Origin of the sequence: Sphingomonas epibiotica (assembly GCF_039615155.1) — a bacterium.
Classification (GTDB): Bacteria; Pseudomonadota; Alphaproteobacteria; order Sphingomonadales; family Sphingomonadaceae; genus Sphingomonas.
In genome coordinates, this window is record NZ_JBDGHY010000004.1 from 96284 (window position 1) to 112237 (window position 15954).

At 68.6% G+C, this 15954-nt stretch carries 23 protein-coding genes; 5 read left to right on the plus strand and 18 right to left on the minus strand.

The window, feature by feature from the left end; translation table 11 throughout:
* Nucleotides 1-32 precede the first annotated feature (32 nt).
* From fliQ to AAIO73_RS09265, 5 genes are read left to right on the plus strand one after another with little or no spacing between them, the layout of a single operon-like run.
* Nucleotides 33-302 (plus strand): flagellar biosynthesis protein FliQ, encoded by a 270-nt coding sequence (gene fliQ / locus AAIO73_RS09245; protein ID WP_345877527.1) that lies wholly within the window; start codon nt 33-35, stop codon nt 300-302.
* Nucleotides 302-1057, plus strand: a complete 756-nt coding sequence (locus tag AAIO73_RS09250; RefSeq protein ID WP_345877529.1) for a flagellar biosynthetic protein FliR — start codon at nt 302-304, stop codon at nt 1055-1057. The genes fliQ and AAIO73_RS09250 overlap by 1 nt, the downstream gene beginning before the upstream one ends.
* Nucleotides 1057-2130, plus strand: coding sequence for an EscU/YscU/HrcU family type III secretion system export apparatus switch protein (locus AAIO73_RS09255; RefSeq protein ID WP_345877530.1), 1074 nt, complete (start codon nt 1057-1059; stop codon nt 2128-2130). Before AAIO73_RS09250 ends, AAIO73_RS09255 begins: the two co-directional genes overlap by 1 nt.
* Nucleotides 2127-4172 (plus strand): flagellar biosynthesis protein FlhA, encoded by a 2046-nt coding sequence (locus AAIO73_RS09260; RefSeq protein WP_345877532.1) that lies wholly within the window; start codon nt 2127-2129, stop codon nt 4170-4172. Before AAIO73_RS09255 ends, AAIO73_RS09260 begins: the two co-directional genes overlap by 4 nt.
* Nucleotides 4169-5272 (plus strand): tetratricopeptide repeat protein, encoded by a 1104-nt coding sequence (locus AAIO73_RS09265; RefSeq protein WP_345877533.1) that lies wholly within the window; start codon nt 4169-4171, stop codon nt 5270-5272. Before AAIO73_RS09260 ends, AAIO73_RS09265 begins: the two co-directional genes overlap by 4 nt.
* 20 nt (nt 5273-5292) lie before the next feature.
* Here the strand turns inward: AAIO73_RS09265 and AAIO73_RS09270 are convergent, their stop codons facing one another.
* Genes AAIO73_RS09270 through AAIO73_RS09355 form a run of 18 tightly spaced genes read right to left on the minus strand, consistent with a single transcriptional unit; the run spans nt 5293 to nt 15945 of the window.
* The gene (locus AAIO73_RS09270; RefSeq protein ID WP_345877534.1) at nt 5293-5619 is read right to left on the minus strand and encodes a hypothetical protein; all 327 of its coding nucleotides are present in this window, start codon (nt 5617-5619) and stop codon (nt 5293-5295) included.
* Nucleotides 5616-6158, minus strand: coding sequence for a tetratricopeptide repeat protein (locus AAIO73_RS09275; RefSeq protein WP_345877536.1), 543 nt, complete (start codon nt 6156-6158; stop codon nt 5616-5618). The genes AAIO73_RS09270 and AAIO73_RS09275 overlap by 4 nt, the downstream gene beginning before the upstream one ends.
* A 4-nt stretch (nt 6159-6162) precedes the next feature.
* On the minus strand, nt 6163-6894 hold the full coding sequence (locus AAIO73_RS09280) for a sigma-70 family RNA polymerase sigma factor (protein WP_345877538.1): 732 nt from the start codon (nt 6892-6894) through the stop codon (nt 6163-6165).
* Nucleotides 6891-7544, minus strand: coding sequence for a flagellar type III secretion system pore protein FliP (fliP, locus tag AAIO73_RS09285; RefSeq protein WP_345877540.1), 654 nt, complete (start codon nt 7542-7544; stop codon nt 6891-6893). Before fliP ends, AAIO73_RS09280 begins: the two co-directional genes overlap by 4 nt.
* A complete protein-coding gene (locus AAIO73_RS09290; protein ID WP_345877542.1) occupies nt 7541-7852 on the minus strand; it encodes a hypothetical protein in 312 nt (103 codons plus the stop codon). Before AAIO73_RS09290 ends, fliP begins: the two co-directional genes overlap by 4 nt.
* Entirely contained in the window at nt 7840-8106 is a 267-nt protein-coding gene (locus AAIO73_RS09295; protein ID WP_345877544.1) for a FliM/FliN family flagellar motor switch protein, read from the minus strand. Before AAIO73_RS09295 ends, AAIO73_RS09290 begins: the two co-directional genes overlap by 13 nt.
* An 8-nt stretch (nt 8107-8114) precedes the next feature.
* A complete protein-coding gene (locus AAIO73_RS09300) occupies nt 8115-8822 on the minus strand; it encodes a FliM/FliN family flagellar motor switch protein (RefSeq protein WP_345877546.1) in 708 nt (235 codons plus the stop codon).
* Complete coding sequence (locus AAIO73_RS09305) at nt 8819-9985, minus strand: flagellar hook protein FlgE (protein WP_345877549.1); 1167 nt, start codon at nt 9983-9985, stop codon at nt 8819-8821. The genes AAIO73_RS09300 and AAIO73_RS09305 overlap by 4 nt, the downstream gene beginning before the upstream one ends.
* Nucleotides 9985-10419, minus strand: coding sequence for a flagellar hook assembly protein FlgD (locus AAIO73_RS09310; RefSeq protein ID WP_345877551.1), 435 nt, complete (start codon nt 10417-10419; stop codon nt 9985-9987). Before AAIO73_RS09310 ends, AAIO73_RS09305 begins: the two co-directional genes overlap by 1 nt.
* Nucleotides 10419-11108, minus strand: coding sequence for a hypothetical protein (locus AAIO73_RS09315; protein WP_345877552.1), 690 nt, complete (start codon nt 11106-11108; stop codon nt 10419-10421). Before AAIO73_RS09315 ends, AAIO73_RS09310 begins: the two co-directional genes overlap by 1 nt.
* On the minus strand, nt 11105-11548 hold the full coding sequence (locus AAIO73_RS09320; RefSeq protein WP_345877554.1) for a hypothetical protein: 444 nt from the start codon (nt 11546-11548) through the stop codon (nt 11105-11107). The genes AAIO73_RS09315 and AAIO73_RS09320 overlap by 4 nt, the downstream gene beginning before the upstream one ends.
* Complete coding sequence (locus AAIO73_RS09325) at nt 11541-12836, minus strand: FliI/YscN family ATPase (protein WP_345877555.1); 1296 nt, start codon at nt 12834-12836, stop codon at nt 11541-11543. The genes AAIO73_RS09320 and AAIO73_RS09325 overlap by 8 nt, the downstream gene beginning before the upstream one ends.
* Nucleotides 12833-13405, minus strand: coding sequence for a FliH/SctL family protein (locus AAIO73_RS09330; protein WP_345877556.1), 573 nt, complete (start codon nt 13403-13405; stop codon nt 12833-12835). Before AAIO73_RS09330 ends, AAIO73_RS09325 begins: the two co-directional genes overlap by 4 nt.
* Nucleotides 13406-13451: 46 nt before the next feature.
* Nucleotides 13452-13742: a hypothetical protein gene (locus AAIO73_RS09335; RefSeq protein ID WP_345877557.1), complete on the minus strand. Its 291-nt coding sequence runs from the start codon at nt 13740-13742 to the stop codon at nt 13452-13454.
* Nucleotides 13729-14916, minus strand: coding sequence for a flagellar basal-body MS-ring/collar protein FliF (gene fliF / locus AAIO73_RS09340; protein ID WP_345877558.1), 1188 nt, complete (start codon nt 14914-14916; stop codon nt 13729-13731). The genes AAIO73_RS09335 and fliF overlap by 14 nt, the downstream gene beginning before the upstream one ends.
* Nucleotides 14913-15218 (minus strand): flagellar hook-basal body complex protein FliE, encoded by a 306-nt coding sequence (fliE, locus tag AAIO73_RS09345; protein ID WP_345877561.1) that lies wholly within the window; start codon nt 15216-15218, stop codon nt 14913-14915. The genes fliF and fliE overlap by 4 nt, the downstream gene beginning before the upstream one ends.
* Nucleotides 15215-15601 carry a flagellar basal body rod protein FlgC gene (locus AAIO73_RS09350; protein WP_345877563.1) on the minus strand — a complete coding sequence of 129 codons (387 nt, stop codon included), beginning with the start codon at nt 15599-15601 and terminating at the stop codon, nt 15215-15217. Before AAIO73_RS09350 ends, fliE begins: the two co-directional genes overlap by 4 nt.
* Nucleotides 15601-15945, minus strand: a complete 345-nt coding sequence (locus AAIO73_RS09355) for a flagellar basal body rod protein FlgB (protein ID WP_345877565.1) — start codon at nt 15943-15945, stop codon at nt 15601-15603. Before AAIO73_RS09355 ends, AAIO73_RS09350 begins: the two co-directional genes overlap by 1 nt.
* Nucleotides 15946-15954 lie beyond the last annotated feature (9 nt).

Genomic DNA, 15954 nt, shown 5'->3' on the forward strand with positions numbered 1-15954 from the left:
GCCGGGGGCTTCGCGGACTTGCGGGATGATCGATGGAAGCCGACCGGGCGCTCAATCTGCTCGACGACATGCTGTGGCAGTCGCTGATGGTGGCCGCGCCGATCCTGATCGCGACGCTGGCGATCGGCGTCGTCATCAGCGTGTTTCAGGTCGCGACGCAGATCCAGGAAGCGACGCTGAGCTACGTCCCCAAGCTATTGGTCGCGGCCGGGCTGCTGATCCTGCTCGGCCCGTGGATGATGACGCGGATGACCGATTTCGCACGCGGCCTGTACCTTGCCATCCCGGCACTGGTGAACTGATGCAGCCGCTGGTTCCGCAGGCGGTGGCGACGTTGCTGCTGTCGCTGCGCATCGTGCCGACGCTGGCCTTTGCGCAGCCGTTCACGCTGATCCGCATTCCCGCGATCGTCCAGGTCGGCCTCGCCATCGCCCTGTCCGCATGGCTGGTCGCAGGCAATCCGGCGGCGACGTGGCGGGCACCGCCGCCGGCCGGCGGATGGGTTGCGCTGGCGGCGGGGGAGTTGCTGCTCGGCGCCGCGCTTGCGCTGGCATTACAGCTGTCGTTCGCGGCGTTGCTGGTCGCCGGGCGGACGATCGATATTCAGGCGGGGTACGGCCTTGCCGTGCTGGTCGATCCGGCGACGCGCGCGCAGTTGCCGTTGGTCGGCACGATCCTCGCTTATGCGGCCGGGGCGATCTTCTTCGCGACCGAAGGGCCGGCACGGTTGCTGGCGATCTGGGCCGCGTCGCTCGAACGCGCGCCGATGGGCAGCGCGCTGACCGCGACCGATCCGCAAATCCTGATCGGCTATGTGTCGGGCGTGTTCCTGATCGCGCTTGGGCTGGCCGGGCTGTTGCTGGTCGTGCTGCTGGTGCTGGACCTCGCCATCGCGTTCATGTCGCGCACCCTGCCGCAGATGAACGTACTGCTGCTCGGCTTTCAGGTGAAGACGCTAGCGACGATGATCGTGCTGCCGATCGCGCTGGCGCTGTCGGGATCACTGTTCGTCGCCATCCTGTCGGCGGCGTTCGATACCATGGCGCGGATCGGCTGATGGCCGAACAGGACCAGAATCGCGGCGAGGCTCCGACCCCGTTCAAGCTGCAAAGGGCGCGCGAGAAGGGCAATGTCGCGCGCAGCATGGAACTGGGCTTCCTCGCCAGCCTGCTGACCCTCGCCGCCTACACGCTGATCGCCGGACCCGCGCTGATGGCGACGCTGGCGCAGGCGATGCGCATGGCGCTGGCGGGCGGCTTTGCGGGGGCGAGCGAGCCGGGCGGCGCGGCGGAGCTGCTGGGCATGCTCGGTCGTCGCGCGACTGCGCCGGTCGCATTGCTGGGAGGCACGATGGCTGGGATCGTCATCCTGCTCGAACTGATCCAGTTGCGCGGGTTCCTGCTGACCTTCCACCCGCTCAAACCCGACTGGAGCCGGCTCAATCCCGCCAAGGGGATCAAGCGGCTCTTTTCGCTGCTCATGCTCAAGCAGACGCTGAAGAGCATCCTGAAGTTCGCGCTGTATGCGGCTGCGACATGGATGGTCGCGCGCTGGGCGATGACGCATCTTGCGGAGAATGCAACCGATGGCGAACGACTGGTCGCGACGATGGAGGCGGCCGGACTGCGGCTGGTATTCGCGTTCCTGATCGTCGCGGTCGCTATCGCGATCCTCGACCAGATCCTCACGCGCGGCGAATTTACCCGCCAGATGCGGATGAGCCGCCGCGAAGTGACGCGCGAGGCGCGCGAACGCGAAGGCGAACTGCGCCAGAAACGACGCCGCAAGGAACTGCACCGCGAAATGGCGGCACAGGGGAAAGGCAATCTCGACGGGGCGGACCTGTTGGTGGTCAACCCCGAACATTTCGCGGTGGCGCTGCGCTATGACGAAGCGGCGATGATCGCACCGGAGGTCGCCGCGAAAGGCCGCAACCTCCACGCACTGCGACTGCGCGAGGAAGCGATCCGCCACAGCGTGCCGATCATCGCCGACCCGCCGCTCGCCCGCGCGCTGTTCCGCGCCTGCACCGTGGGCAGCGCCATTCCGCCCGACCGCTATGCGGCGGTCGCCGACCTCTATATCGACCTTCGCCGCGCTCGCGCGGGACTTCAGGACGGACATTCATGACGACCGGCATCTTGCCGCGCCTCTCCGCGCTTCCCGCCGCGAATCGCGACCTGGCGCTCGTCGCCGCGACGATCGGCATCCTCGTCATCCTGTTCGCGCCGATCCCCCCGGCGCTGCTCGATCTCGCGATCATCGCCAATTTCGGCCTCGCGCTGACAATCATGCTGCTGACCTTCTATGTCGGCAAGCCGGTCGAGTTCTCGACCTTTCCCTCGCTGTTGCTGGTCGCGACGCTGTACCGCCTGTCGCTCAACGTTGCCGCCACCCGCCTGATCCTGACCGGTGGCGATGCCGGGGCGGTGATCGGATCGATCGGCGCGTTCGCGGTGCGCGGCAATTTCGTCGTCGGGCTGGTCGTGTTCGCGATCCTCGTCGTCGTGCAATATGTCGTCATCACCAGCGGTGCGCAGCGCGTGTCCGAAGTCGCCGCGCGCTTCACGCTGGATTCGATGCCGGGTCAGCAGATGAGCATCGACGCCGACCTGAACATGGGTCTGATCGACCGCGACGAAGCCGTGGCCCGCCGCAAGGGGCTGGAAAAGGAAGCCTCCTTCTACGGCGCGATGGATGGCGCGTCGAAATTCGTGAAGGGCGACGCGATCGCCGGGATCATCATTCTGCTCATCAACATCATCGCCGGCTGGATCGTCGGCGTGACGCAGATGGGAATGGAATGGAGCGAAGCGCTCGGCCACTTCACCCTGCTGACCATCGGCGACGGAATCGCCACCCAGCTGCCCGCGCTCATCATCTCGATCGCAACCGGCATCATCGTCACCCGCTCCGCCTCCGACCGCGAATTGTCGACCGAGGTGTTCCGGCAACTGGGATCGGTGCCGCGCATCCCGCTGATCGTCGCCGCCGTGCTGGCTGCGCTGCTGCTGCTGCCCGGCATGCCCAAATGGCCGATCGTCGTGATCGGCACCATCGCCTTCGTCGCATGGCGACGCATCCGCAAAGCGGCGGCGGAAGCTGCGGCGGAACCGGTCGACGAAGAAGTCGCGGCGGAATCGACCGCGTCGCCGCCGCTCGAAATCCGGTTGGGCGAGGCGCTGTCAGGCGCATGGGCCGGCGAAGGCGCGCTGGTGATGGACCGGATCGCGGGACTGCGTCGGGTGCATGAGGAACAATTCGGCCTGCCCTTCCCCGCCGTGCGGCTGGAGGACGGCGCGGGTCTGGGCAGCCATGGCTATGAAATCCGCCTGTTCGGCGCGCGCTATGGCGCAGGCGACATCCACCCCGACCAGGTGCTGGCCGTCGCGGGCCAGGGCCAGAAACCGGCGATCGACGGCATTCCCACCACCGACCCGGCCTTCGGCCTGCCGGCATGGTGGATCGACCCCGAACAGGCCGATGCGGCCAAGGTCGCCGGCTGCACGATCATCGACCCGCTGACCGTACTCGCCACCCATTTCGGCGAGATCGTACGTAGCGAGGTCGGCACGCTGCTGACCCGCGCCACCGTCGTCGGGCTGCTCGACGGCGTGCGGCGGCGGCAACCGGGGCTGGTCGAGGAACTGGTGCCTCAGACGCTGTCGGTGTCCGACGTGCAGCGCGTGCTACAGGCGCTGCTGGCTGAAGGCGTGTCGATCGCCAATCTCGACCTGATCGTCGAGCATCTGACCGACCTCGCCCGCACGCAAAAGGACCCGATCGAATTGACCGAGCTGATCCGCCAGCGAATGAGCCATGCGATCTGTCATCAGTTGCGCGGGCGCCATGCCGACCTCGCAGTGCTCAGTCTCGATCCGCGTCTCGAAAACCAGCTTGCCGCCAGCATCGGCGCAGCGAGTGGCGGCGGATCGATGGCGGTCGAACCGCGCATCGCCGAACAGCTTATCCGCCGGCTGATGCCGCTGACCGAAGCGATGTTCCAGCAGGGGCGCGCACCGGTGCTGCTGTGCGGCGCCGAACTGCGCCGTCACCTCAAGACGTTGACCCGGCGCAGCCTGCCGACGCTGTCGGTCCTGTCGGTCGCCGAAATTCCGATGCGGATCACGCTCAAATCCTTCGATATCGTCCGGTTGGACCAGGGGACATGATGACCGATTACGACCAGCTTGCCAGCTTCCTCGCCGTCGATCCCGCCAATGTCGCGCTGCTGACCGACACCGCGCACGCCGCCATCGCCGCCGGCCGTCCGGCCGACGCGCAAGCGTTGATCGAGCGGCTGCGCGCGATCGAGGGACCATCGCCTGCAATCGACCATCTGACCGGGCTGGTGGCGATGGCGGCAGGGGATTGGACCGCCGCCATCGCCTCCTTCCGCGCGCTGACCGAGGCCGGCGTCGATGCGCCCGGCGTGCGCTACAATCTCGCACGGTCGCTGGCGATGCAGGGTGACCATGACGATGCGCTGGCGCTGCTCGACGACGACCTTGCCGACGCATTGCCGCAGGCGGCGCAGCTGCTGATCTTGCTGCTTCACGATCGCGGCGACATGGACCGCGCCGAGGTGGTCGCGCGCGCGGCGTTCGATCGCTTTCCCGAGCATGACGGCGTCAATGCCGCGATATCGACGCTGGCGATCGATCTAGAAGATCCCGACCTCGCCCGCGCTGCCGCCGAGCGCGCCGGTGATCACCCGGAGGGGCTGGTGACCCAAGCGACGCTGGCGATGGAAGCCGCCGATCCGGCCGCGGCAGCGCTGTTCGACCGGGTGCTGGCGGTGCAGCCGGACAATCCGCGAGCACGCGTCGGGCGCGGGTTGCTGGCGCTGTCGGGACAGGATGCCGCGGCAGCAACGGTCGATCTAGATCGCGGCGCGGAAAGCTTCGGATCGCATCTGGGGTCGTGGATCGCCGCCGGCTGGGCGCATCTGCTCGCTGGTGACGCGGCAACGGCACGGCTGCGCTTCGACCGGGCACTGGCGGTCGACGACAATTTCGCGGAGGGGCATGGCTCGCTGGCGGTGCTCGACCTGCTCGCCGGTGACCTCCACAATGCGCGGCAGCGCACGGCCGTGGCGCAGCGGCTCGACCGAAAGGGCTTCGCCGGTGCCCTCGCCGCAGCGATGCTGGCCGCCGGCGGGGGCGACGCGGCGAAGGTCGAGCGGATCGTGACCCTGGCGCTGTCCACTCCGCTCGACGACCAAGGGACGACGATCGCACAGGCACTGGCGCGGATGGGGACGCGGAGGTAGCGGCGGTCCCTCGAAACGGTCTAACGCCCGCGCATTGCCGCCGCAGCCCGGTCGATCAGAGCAAGCCCGCCCGGCATTTCGCCCACGATCCGTAGCACCTCGTCGAGCACCGCGGCGAACGCCGCGTCATTGGCTACCGCCTCGCCCAGTTCTTCGGTCAGCAGGCCATGTACCACCGCGCGGCGGCGTTCGTCTTCGCCGAGCGCGTCGAACCCCGCCATCGCCCGCAACCGTTCGAGCGGACGCGGATCGCCCTTGCCTGCTGCCCGCCCCGCCCGGTCACGCGACAAATTCGACAGCTTGGCACGCAGCAAAAGCAGGATATGGTCGGTGCCGGCGACCTTCAATGCAGGCTGCCCCGTCCTAACTGCCCCAGCAGGAACGAGGTTGGCGACGCTTCTTCCGTTTCGGCTACCGGGTCGAGCAACGGCCGGCACTGGTCGATGATGAGCCGCATGTCGTGGTTGAGCGGCGGCGTTTCGACATTGGCGCCGATCCCGCTTTCCAGCGCCGCGATCGTCTCTGCGAACCGGTCGTGGATCAGGTGCGTCAGCCCGGTCACGAACTGCCGCAGATAATGGTCGTCGGGCAGCGTCGACAACGGCTCCCATGTCGTCTGCGCACGCACGGGTTCGCCCGAGGTCAGCTCGAAAAAGCCCAGCTGGAACCGCGCCAGCGCAAAGTCCGGGGCCAGCGCCACTGCGCGTGACAGCGACGCATGCGCCTCGATCGGGCGACTGCTGCCGGCCAGCATCGACCCGCGAAAGAAGTGCAGCCGCGCATCGTCGGGATGCGCCGCGATCAACCGCTCGACCATCGGCAGCGCGTCGCCCAGGGAAGCTTCCGCCACGGCCAGCAACTCGCGGATGTCATCGTCGTCGCACATGATCCTATCTCCGATATCCGTGCAGCCGTTGCCGCAACCGGCCGAGCGCTGCGGCATGCAATTGCGACACCCGCCCTTTCGACAGGTTGAGCAGGTCCGCGATCTGGGCGAAACTGACGCCCGCTTCATAATGTTGGCGGATAATCACCGCCTCACGCTCGGGCAATGCGGCGATGCCGCTCGCCAGCACCGCATGGAGTTCGCGCCATTCGAGCCTCTGATACGCATTGGGACGCGGATCGATGCCGTCGGCGCCGACCACCAGCGCGCTCCCCTCCAGCATCAGACCGATGGCAAGGCCCGACACCAGTGTCGCGAGCGCCGCGACCGGATCCTCCTCCTCGTCGCGCCGCAGCGATCGCGCGCGGTCGGTTTCAGCGCGGCGGCGCTGCGACCACGTCGCGTCGCTTTCGCTCATCCGCGCCGCGCCATCGGCGATGCTGCCGACGATCCGCCGCCGGGCATAGGCGCCGAACGGAATGCCGCGCAGCGGGTCGTAGCGGTCGATCGCCTGCAACAGCCCTTCGTAGGCGAAATGCTCCATATCGCCCAGATCCGCGCCATGTTTTGGCCGCCGGCCATGCTGACGCCGGGCAATGGCGCGGGCGAGCAGGCGGTAGCGGGTGAAGATCTGCTCGCGACAGCGCTTCTCGTTCTCGAAGCGCAGCCGCCGCCACAGCGACGCCTCGACGCGTGGCGGCACCAGCAAGAGGTCGAAGCCGACGCGCCGCATCATCGGAAACTGCCGAGCACCCCTTGCAGCACCAGCCCCCAGCCGTCGATCAGCACGAACATCAATATCTTGATCGGCAGCGCGATCGTCGCGGGCGGCACCATCATCATGCCCAGCGCCAGCAGGATGCTGGCGACCACCAGGTCGATCAGCAGGAACGGCAGCAGGATGACAAAGCCGATCGTGAACGACACGCGCAGTTCGTTGAGGATGAAGGCGGGGGCGAGCTTCAGCGTCTCCACGTCTTCGGCCCGGCGCGGCAACGGCGTACGGCTGATCGCGTAGATCGATTCGAGATCGGCATCGCGCGTCTGCGCCAGCATGAACCGCCTGAGCGGCGCGGCACCCGCGGTCATCGCCGCCTCCACCCCGATCCGCCCGGCGAGCAGCGGTTGCAGCGCATCGGCGTTGATGCGGGTCATGGTCGGCGCCATCGTGAACGCGGTCAGGAACATCGACAGCGCAACCAACACCGGCGTCGGCGGCGTTTCAGGCATGCCGAAGGCGTGACGGACCATCGACAGCACGATGACGGTCCGCACGAAACTGGTCATGCTGATGACCACCGCCGGAAGGACCGCGAGCAGTGTCAGGATCAGCGCGGTGCGCACGACATCGTTGTCGATCGCACCGCCGGCCAGCATCGCGTTCATGCCGCCGGTCCCTGACGCAGCACCTGCTGCCCGGTGGCGGACGACAGGATCACATATTCCTGCCCGTCGCAGCGCAGCAGGCACAGATCGGCATGCGGGCTGATCCGCCGGCTTTCGATCACCGCGATCCGCCGCTCGGCCCGGCTGGGTAGCGTCAGCCGCCCGCCGCCACGCTTCAGCAGCACCGCCGCCAGCCCGGCCAGCGTCACGCAGACCAGCAGCGCGACGACGATCCGCGTCAACGACACATCGAGCGCCGCGCCGCCGCCCAGCCGCGCGGGCGCGGCGGCGAGGATCATTCCGGCCACGCCGCGATCTCCGTCAGCCGCACGCCGAACCGGTCGTCGACCGCGACCAGTTCGCCGCGCGCGACGATCGCCTCGCCCAGCCGCAATTCGATCGGGTGGTTGAGCGCCGCCTCCAGCGGCACGACCGCGCCGGGTTTGAGCGCGGTCAGCGCGCCGACGGTCATCTTGGCTTGCCCCAGATGGGCGTCGAGTTCGACCGCGACGCTGTCGATCAGCGTCGTGCTGACGCGCGGGGAAATCCTGGTTTCGGACATGGAGATACTCACGCAGCGACATCGACGATTTGCAGCGACGGGACCGGTTCGGCCGGCACGATCCGCACGCGCCCGCGCGGCAAGGGCCGCCCGTCGAGTTCGATCGGCACCGGGTCGGCCAGCGCGCGGTCGAGCACGACGACGTCGCCGACCTCCAGCGCACGCAGGTCGGCCAGTCGCATCGCCGCACGCCCTACAGCCGCCCCGACCGCGATCGAAATCGCCGTCAACGCCGCTGCCCCCGGCCCCAATCGCGGCAACCCGACCGGTGGCAATACCCGTCGCACCAGCGCGGCAAACAGCGCGTCGGACAATCCGAACGCCAGCCCGTCGCCGAGCGTCGCCACCCACGCGGAACCCTCCGCAAGCACGAACCCATCATCGCAACCCGCGACCGCGATCAACCGGGTCCGCAGGTCGGTCAGGCACGGCTCGGCAACCGCTTCCAGCACCGCCCGGTCCGACCCCGCGCGACCCTCCGCCGATACCCCGACGATCCGCGCCCCGATGCACAGCGCCGTATCGGGCGCGGTACCGATCGCCAGCCCGGCCGCATTGCGCCGCCAGCCCGCTCCACCGCCGCGCCGCAAGCGTGGCGCCTGCCCCGCCCCGCCAACGAACCACTCTGCCTCCCACGCCGCGACCACGCCCGCGAAGAGCGCATCCAGCGCAACTGGCGGCTGCGTATCGGCCGGCAGCCAAGCGACCGCGCTCATCCCTGCCCCCGGATGCCGAAGAGTTGCTGGATCATATCGTTCGACACGCTGACGATCTGCGACGATGCTTGGAATCCGCGCTGGATCAGGATCAGGTCGCCAAACTGTTGCGACAGGTCGACGTTCGACGCCTCCAGCCGTTTCGACCGCACCTGCCCCACGCGCGGATCGTCGCTGGCGAGCAGCATCGACTGCCCCGGCTCACGCTCGACGAACAGCCCGTCACGTTGCTCCAGCCGTGTCGGATCGCGGAAATCGGCTAGGGCGATCGCGCCGCCGTCGACCTTCTGCCCGTTCGAATAGGTCAGTTGCAGCTTGCCGGCGCTATCAGCGGCGATGCCGGTGATCGTGCCCGCTGCATAGCCATCGACCTTCGCCGCGCGCAGCGTCGACACCTCGCCCCCCGAAAACGACGTTACGCCACTTGAGAAATCGAACTGTACCGTCAGGCCGGAAGCGGCATCGGCGAAGTCGAGCTTTGCCGTCGCCGGATCGACGATCCCGGCGTTGAACTTCAACGTCTGCGTCCCGACCGTCACGCCCTTGTCGTCGGTGACGGTCACCGTCCACCCGTCGCTGCCGTTGACGAAATCCGCTTTCCACACATGCGCAGCACCACTTGCGTCGAACACGCGAATGTCGCTGACGGCGTAGCTGGTCGCGGTCGACGACAAATTGTCGGCGAAGGTCACGGCCGTCGTCGCCTTGGGCGCGCTGGTCCGGCGCGCATCGACCGACAGGCTGACCGCGCGTCCGGTCGCGTCCAGCGTCGCCAGCCGGTAACTGGTCCCACTCATCACGATGAACCCGGCCGGATCGACTTCGAAACTGCCGGTCCGCGCGTACAGCGTCCGGTCGCCGTCGAGCAGCACGAGGAAGCCGCTGCCATCGACCGACAGATCGAGATCGCGATCGGTGCTGCGTAACTCGCCCTGTTTGAAATTTAGCGTGCCGTCATCGACCTCGACGCCGTACCCGGCACTACCGCCCTGCCCGGTCAGCGACATGCCGCCGCGGTCAGGCGTCGCGTACAGATTGTGGAAGCTGACCGTCGAACCCTTGAACCCGGTGGTGTTCAGGTTCGACACGTTGTTGCTGACCTGCTGCAACCCCTTCGAATAGGCGTTGAGGCCGCTCAGGCCGATATAGATCGCGCCGAACATCAATTCTTCTCCCGGATCTGGACGATATTGCCGATGGCGAGCCCGGCGATGGTGCGTTTGTCGTCGGTTTCGATGGTGATGCTGGGCGTGCCGCTCGACAATGCGATGGCGGTGACCATGCCCGACAGCGTCGCCGCACCGGCGGCGATATCGACCCGCTTGCCGAGCAACCCGGTCGCCTGATTGGTCGCCTGCATCGCGGTCATCGCCTGCAACCGCTCGTTCGCGGTCTGCCCCTGTTGCACCTGCGAGAATTGTGCGAGCTGCGAGACGAACTGGAAATTGTCCATCGGCTTCAACGGGTCCTGATAGGTCAGCTGCGTCAGGATGATCTTCAGCAGCGCATCGAAGCCCAGGCCGAAAGCACTGGTCGCGGTCTGGGCGGCGCTCGTCTCACTCCCTTGCGTGACGGACGAAACGGGGGCGGTCTGCATCAGCGGGCTTCCTGTCGGGTGCCGGACATGCCGGCGATGGTGATGTGCGCGGGCGCATAGCCATGCGCGGCGAGCAGCGCGGCGACCTCGTCGGCCAGCGCGGCACGGTCGCGTTCGTCGAGGCCGGCGACCTGCGCCACGACCTCGATCCCGTGCGCGACCGCCTGCACCGCGACCGCCACGAACGATCCGGTCGGAAGCGGACGCTGACGGACCGGTGGCCGCGGCTGGACCGGCGCGGTTGGGGTCGCGCGGGACGATAGCGCGCGCGACGCGGTGACGGCTGCCGTCGCCGGCAAAGGTGCGATGAACTGCGGCGCAGTCGACTTGGTAACGGCCGGCAGAACCGGTGCCACGACGGGTGCTGGTGTTCTCGTGGCGACGACCGGCGTGGCGACGGAAGCGGCGGGTCCCTCGACCGAAGACACCACCGAAACCTCGGTGGCCGGCTCCACCGACGCCACCGGCAGTACCGCTGCAACCGCCGCCACCGGCATCGCGACCGACTGACCGAAGAACCCGTCCTGATTGAACCGCTCGGCCTGCACCTCGACCTTCGTCGCCGATACCGGCTCCACGGCAAGCAAGTCGGCAAAGCGCAGCGTCGGCACCGCGACGACCGGCACGCCCGCCACCATCGGCTCCTCACCTCGGGATCCGGTCGGAAGGTCAGTCAGCGGTCGGATCATCGCTGCATCCAGTTCAACGCAGCGCGATCCGCGATCGCCATCAGCGCGCGTTCGTCGGCATGACGACGTGCATCGCGCGCGGCGGCGGCGGCCTGTGTCGCGACCGCTTCGCACCGCGCCTGTTCCCGGCGGGCCGTCTCCGCCGCATCTCCGGTCGCCTGCGCAGCCGCCCGCTGCGCGTCGGTCGCCGCCATGTGCGCTCCGGCACGCTCGGTCAAAACCTGCGCATAGGCATCGCGCAGTGCCGGATCGAAACGCTCGATGACCTGCCGCTGCCACGCATCCGCCGCCTCGACCAACGCGGTATCGGCCTCCGCCAATCCGCGCGCGGCATCACGCTCCGCCAGCATCGTCCGGTGATGCTCGGCCTGTGCCCGATCGACCCGCAACGCCGCGATCGTCCGCAGCGCCTGCCACGCGCGCGCCATCCGATCAGCCATGCCGCTTCCCTTGCGCCAGCATGGTCAGGTGCCGCAGCGTCTCGGCAAAGGGCACGGCCACCCCCTGCTCCTGCCGCAAAAACGCGTTGATCCCCTCGCGCGCGGCGATCGCCGCATCGATCGCCGGGTTCGCCCCTGCCTGATACAGCCCGCTGTCGATCATCACCCGCGCTTCGTCATAAGTGGCAAGGTGCGCGGTCACCGCGCGTGCCGCCTGCGCATGAGCGGGCGTCATCAACCGCGCAGCCTGTCGGCTAATGCTGCGGATCGGATCGATCGCCGGGAAATGCCCACGATCCGCCAGCGTCCGCGACAACAGGATATGTCCGTCGAGCAATGCCTTCATCGTCTCGACGATCGGGTCGTCGATCTCGTCGGTTTCGCTAAGCACGGTCAGGATCGCAGTGATCGCGCCACCGCCGCGCACCGCGCCGCACCGTTCGACGATGCGCGGCAGGGCGGCAAAGACGTTGGGCGTATAGGCGCGCACCGTCGGCGGCTCGCCGGCCGCCAGCCCGGTTTCGCGCAGCGCCATTGCCAGCCGGGTGATCGAATCGACGACCAGCAGGACATGCTCTCCCCGGTCGCGCCAATATTCGGCCAAGCACAACGCGGTCGACACCGCCCGCGCCCGCATCGCCGCACTCTCGTCCGACGTCGCGGCGATCAGCGTCGCCGCCTTTCCCCGCGACGACAGCGCCTGCCAGAAACCCGATACCTCGCGCCCGCGCTCGCCGACCAGACAGACGATGCGGCGTGTCGCTTCGGTCTGCGCGACGATCTGTTCGATCAGGCTGGTCTTCCCCACGCCGCTCGCCGCGAAGACGCCGATGCGCTGTCCCCGCCCCAGCGTCAGCAACCCGTCGATCGTACGTACGCCGGTTTCCAGCAGCGTGGTCGGCGCGATACGGTCGAGAGGCCCCGGCGTCACCCCACGCAGGCTGACTCGCTGATCCGGCCGGATCGCGTAGCCCCCATCGATTGGCCGCCCCAGCGCATCGATCGCGCGTCCGCCATAGCCGTCGCCGACCCCGACGCCGCTATGCGTAACCGGCTCGACCCGCGCACCGATTGACACCGCCGCGCCGTCCTCGACGGGGACCAACACCAACGTATCGGCATCGACCGCCGCCACCTCGACCAGCTGCCCGCCGATCCGGCACAGGTCGCCGACCGTCGCCATCGGCCCGGTCGCCTCGATTCGCCCGGGCATCACCCGCCGCACCTCGCCATAGGGCAGAGCGAGATCGAACTCCGCGATACGGGTGAGGAAGCGATGTTCGGTCATGCCCCGGCCATCTCGTCCAGCGCCTGCGCGATCGCCGCCCATAGCTGGGGCACGTCAAGGTCGATCTGGCTCAACCGCACGCCGATCCGGCACGCGCCCGATGGCAGGTCGGGATCGATCATGACTTCGCCGTGCCCCGCCAGCGCCGCCGCGTCGGTAAAATCATTGCCGCTCACCCGCACCGTCAGCCCGGTCCGGTCGCGCAACATGGCCAGCCGGTGGTCGAGCGCATCTAAGACCATCACAGCCATCGCCTCGGGCCGGGCGAACACGCGGTCGAGACAGGCGCGTGCCAGTGCCGCCGCGAGGCCATCGAGCGCCTCCAACCGCTCGGACAGGCGCTTCGCTTCTGCCGCCAATCCCTTGGCCAGCAGGTCGACCCGCTCCCGTTCGCTACGTTCGACCGACGCGATCCCGGCCTTGCGCCCTTCCGCCAGCCCCTCCTCGCGCGCCTTGGCGATGGCGATCTTGGCCGCCTCCGCCGCGCGCGTCGCATCCGCACGCAACGCCACGATTTCGGCGCGCAACAACTCAGCTCCGTCGACCGCTGCCGGAACAGGTGGCGCCATCAACGTGCGAACGGTTGTCGCGGCCGTCTGTTTGAGCACCGCCACTTCAACGCCCCCCGATCGCGCCGCGCAGCCGACCGAGCAACGACGGCCCCGGCCCCGACAGGACCGGCGCGGCGAACGCTTCCGCCGCCTTTGCCAGCGCCGCCCGCCCGGCCGGCGTCATCGCCTCGCCCGGATCGGCCAGCCGAGCCGCGATATCCGCTGCGAAGGGCGTAGCCACCGGCACCGCCTCGACCCGTAGCCGCTCCGCCGGGGTTAGCCGCGCCAGCACCGCGCGTCGATCGGCAGGCGACAATGCGCGCAACCGTGCGATCGGATCATCAGCCGGCGACATGCTCGCCCCCCTCCTGCCCGATCCGCCGCCGCAACAGCGCCGCGAACGCGTCCTGTTCCGCCGCCGACAGCCGCGTCGCCCGCGCCCGGCGTAGCGCGACCAGAATCAAGGCCACCAAACCCAAACCCGCCAGCGCCCATGGCCACCATGCCGGAGCGGCCACCGGCTCGCTCGTCACGATCGGCGGCACATAGGTCGGCATCGTCGGCGCGACCTGTGCCGCGGACGTACCGGTCTCGAACGACAGCATGTCGCCCTGCGCATCGTCCAGCCCGACTGCCGGCCGGATCGCCGCCGCCAGTGCCGCCTGATCGCCCGCATCCAGCGGCTGCGGCGTCACCAGCGTCATGCGCAGCCGAAAATTGCGTGCGCCCTCCGTCTCGCCCGGCGTCCAGTTCGCCGGATCGACGGTTTCATCGCCCTGCGCCAGCACCTCGACGCGCAGTTCGTGGCGCAGGCCGGGCCGGACGCCTTCGATCGCGGCGCGGGCACGGGCCTTGTAATAATTCTCCACTGCCGTCGTCGCATCGCCCTCGACCGGCTGCGGCACGGCATTGGCGCTGACGACCCGACCATCGGCGTCGAGCACCACCACCCGTTCGGCGGGCAGGTCGGGCACGGCGGCCGCGACCAGGCGCTGGATCCCGGCGACCTTCGCCGTATCGGGCACGGCGCCCCCGCGCATCTGCACCGTCACCGCCGCGCTCGGTTCGATCCGGTCGTCGCGGAACAGCGTGCGTTCGGGCAGCGCGAGGTGGACGCGCGCGCCTTCCACGCCGTCCAGTAGCGCGATGGTGCGGACCAGCTCCCCCTGCAACGCCCGCTGGTAATTGATCTTCTGGGCGAAATTGGTGAGGCCCATGTCCGACTTGTTGAACAACTCGAACCCGACCTCACCCACATCGGCCCGGACCATCGCCAGCCGCGTCGCATCCGCCTCGCCGCGCGGCACCAGCACCGTGGTGCCCCCATCGCGCAGTTCATAGGGCGTACCGCGCTTGTCGAGTTCGGCGACGATCGCCGCCGCCTCCCCCGGCCGGACATGATCGGCCAAGGTTGAATATCCGTCGCGCAAAAACGCCCAATACGCCCCGCCAAGCAACCCCAGCACGACCACGAACACGCCACCGATCAACAACCATTGCCGGCGCGGCGAAGGAGCAGCGTCGCTCATAGCTGCATGTTCATCAGGTCGCGATACCCCTCGACCAGCCGGGCGCGGACCTGCATCGCCAGTTCGACCGACAGCCGCGCTTCCTCCAGCGCCACCGTCACCTGATGGACGGGGATGCTGTCATCGACCGCGAAGCGCCGCACCAGCGCGTCGGCCGCGTCGAGCTTGGCATCCAGCGCGTGCAGCCCCGACAGCAGCAACGCCCCGAACCCCTGCGCCGGCGGCGTCGGGGCGACCGGCCCCAGTTGCAGCGCCAGCGGCGCGGCGGTCACACCGGCCAGCGGCGGGATCACCCCGCTCACGACTGCTTCCCCAGATCGAGCGCACGTGCGTACAGCTGGTGCGCGATCCCCATCGCGGTCAAATCCGCCTCATAGGCGCGCGCGGTACGGATCATCAGCGCCATTTCGCCTGCCTGATCGAGATCGGGATATTCAACGAAGCCCTCGGCATCGGCCTGCGGGTGGCCCGGTTCGTGGACGCGGCGCACCCCGTTCGCGACGGGTTGCAGCCCCGTGACGCCGACCCCCGATCGCACCAGCGACCCGAAGCCCGCCATCGGTCCGGTCAGCAGCCGCTGCGCCCGGTACCCGGTGGTGTTGGCGTTGGCGATGTTGGCGGCGATCACCTGCAACCGCTGCCATTCGACGTCGAGGCCGGTACGGCTGATCCGGGCGGCGTCCATCAGCGCCCTCCCGCGATCGCGGCGCGCATCAGCCCCATTTCGCGCCCCAGCACGTCGATCAGCGCGGCGAAACGCAGCGAGGTTTCCGATGCGGTCGCGAGTTCGAGGTCGAGCCGCGCCTCGGTTCCGAACGCGGGCGTCACGCCCCATGACGTGGTCGGCCGCACTGCCGCGACCGCATCGACACTTCGCCCGGCCGCACTACGCAGCGCTTCCTCGAAATCGACCCGCATCGGGCGATAACCGGGCGAATTGGCATTGGCGATATTCGCCGCGGTCGCCTCGGCCCGGGCAGTCAGCCCGTCGAGCGCCTTGGAGATGACGACCGAAGTCAGCGCATCCATTCGAGTTTC